This is a genomic window from Moorena sp. SIO3B2, from assembly GCF_010692525.1.
GTDB lineage: Bacteria > Cyanobacteriota > Cyanobacteriia > Cyanobacteriales > Coleofasciculaceae > Moorena > Moorena producens.
Genome location: NZ_JAAHHE010000831.1, coordinates 1 through 1,565, shown reverse-complemented (window position 1 = coordinate 1,565; position 1,565 = coordinate 1). Strand labels below are relative to the sequence as shown.

The 1,565-nt window shown below is 40.6% G+C and carries 3 protein-coding genes; 1 reads left to right on the top strand and 2 read right to left on the bottom strand.

Annotated elements, in window-relative coordinates; genetic code table 11:
- A partial coding sequence (locus tag F6K38_RS41565; RefSeq protein WP_287360676.1) for a YggT family protein occupies nucleotides 1-126 on the top strand: 126 nt, incomplete at its 5' end.
- On the opposite strand, the gene F6K38_RS41560 is transcribed toward F6K38_RS41565, so the two are convergent.
- Nucleotides 123-335 (bottom strand): hypothetical protein, encoded by a 213-nt coding sequence (locus tag F6K38_RS41560; protein ID WP_044493872.1) that lies wholly within the window; start codon nucleotides 333-335, stop codon nucleotides 123-125. The genes F6K38_RS41565 and F6K38_RS41560 overlap by 4 nt on opposite strands.
- Nucleotides 336-455: 120 nt before the next feature.
- Nucleotides 456-1,013 (bottom strand): EF-hand domain-containing protein, encoded by a 558-nt coding sequence (locus F6K38_RS41555; protein WP_008186607.1) that lies wholly within the window; start codon nucleotides 1,011-1,013, stop codon nucleotides 456-458.
- Nucleotides 1,014-1,565 lie beyond the last annotated feature (552 nt).

Genomic DNA, 1,565 nt, shown 5'->3' with positions numbered 1-1,565 from the left:
CCAATGCGCAAAATTGTGCCTCCCATTGGTGGGGTTGATATTAGCCCAATTATTTGGGTAGGGATTTTCAGCCTGCTGCGGGAAATTCTTTTAGGTCAGCAGGGAATCCTGAGGATGATGATCTAGAAGGTTGGAGGTTGAAGGTTGGAGGTTACAGGTTGGAGGTTACAGGTTGGAGGTTGTTCGCGTAGCGTGGCCTTTTGGCCAAGGTTGAAGGTTGAAGGTTGCAGGTTGCAGGTTGAAGGTTGCAGGTTGTTTGGTTGTTCGCGTAGCGTGGCCTTTTGGCCAAGGTTGAAGGTTACAGGGGTAATGGTTAACCATTCACTTAGCCCCAATGGTTTTAGGAAAGTTCAAGGTTCCAGGAAAAATTTCAAGGGGGGTGTGAAGGATTACCTTCAGCGGTCTCAACTCTACTGAGTTTCAGCTAGATGGAAAAACCAGTCCTGACATTGGGATTATTCATAGGAGCCGTAAAGCCAGTTACCAGGTGTATTAGGATCATCACTTGTATGAAATTCCTTGCTTCTTTCTAAGTATTCCTCACTAGAGATAACTCCATCTCCATTCTGATTTAACTTGGCAAAAGCTACTTCAGCAATATCTTCGTCGAGCTGTACTGCTTTACAAAACTCTTTGTATTCAGCCAGACTAATTGTACCATTACTATCCGTATCCAAGATGCTAAAGATAATGCTTGCTTTAGCATCATGAGCTTCTTGAAGTTCTGCTGAATTAGGGAAATTAGCAATCGATTTTTCGGCCACCGTCAGATACTCTTCCAATTCTACTTTTCCGTCACCATTGAGATCGGCAGGCTGCCAAAATTTTTGCCAAATTGCCGCATATTTTGCACTAATATCTTCAAATTCTGGCATTCCCGGTTCCAAACCTCGTAGCAAAGCCAGATTAAGAGCGCATCGCTCTAAGTCGGCTTTGTCCACATATCCATTCTTGTCTGCATCGTATACCCAAAAATTCTTGGTATGTTTTTTATTCAATAGTTCACTCAACATTTTTATACTTCCCTAGTAAAATCAGCATTTTTTCAATAATTATTTTATAACAGAAGTAATTGATTTTAATTCCATTTAAACTTTATTTAATAAAAACTTTAATAAGTTTATACTGCTTGACTATTTAATTAACTATAAATAGTTGGCTATTACCATGTAATTCCCCTCCCTTTGGGACAAAAACGAACGTGAAAATACTGACCGGGCTGGAGTCACAGAGATTTAAAAGACTTAAATGTAGTACACTGATTTACTTTACGGTTATGGGAGGGGAATTGAAGAAAAGTTCTGCTATGAGGACTTACCCATTGACAAGATAGACAAGATGTGTATTAACAGAAAAAAGTAAAACTAAGATGCGTTCGCGTAGCGTGCGCGTAGCGCTATCGCTAATTACCAAGGACTTACTTTTGTCTTTCTTCCTACTTCTGCCCTCTGCCTTCTGCCTTCTGCTGTTCAGGTCATCATCTCCTTCTCGACAAAATTGGTATAGACCTGACCCTCAATAAAAGCTGGTGTCTCTAGGATTTTTTGATGGAAAGTGAGGGTGGT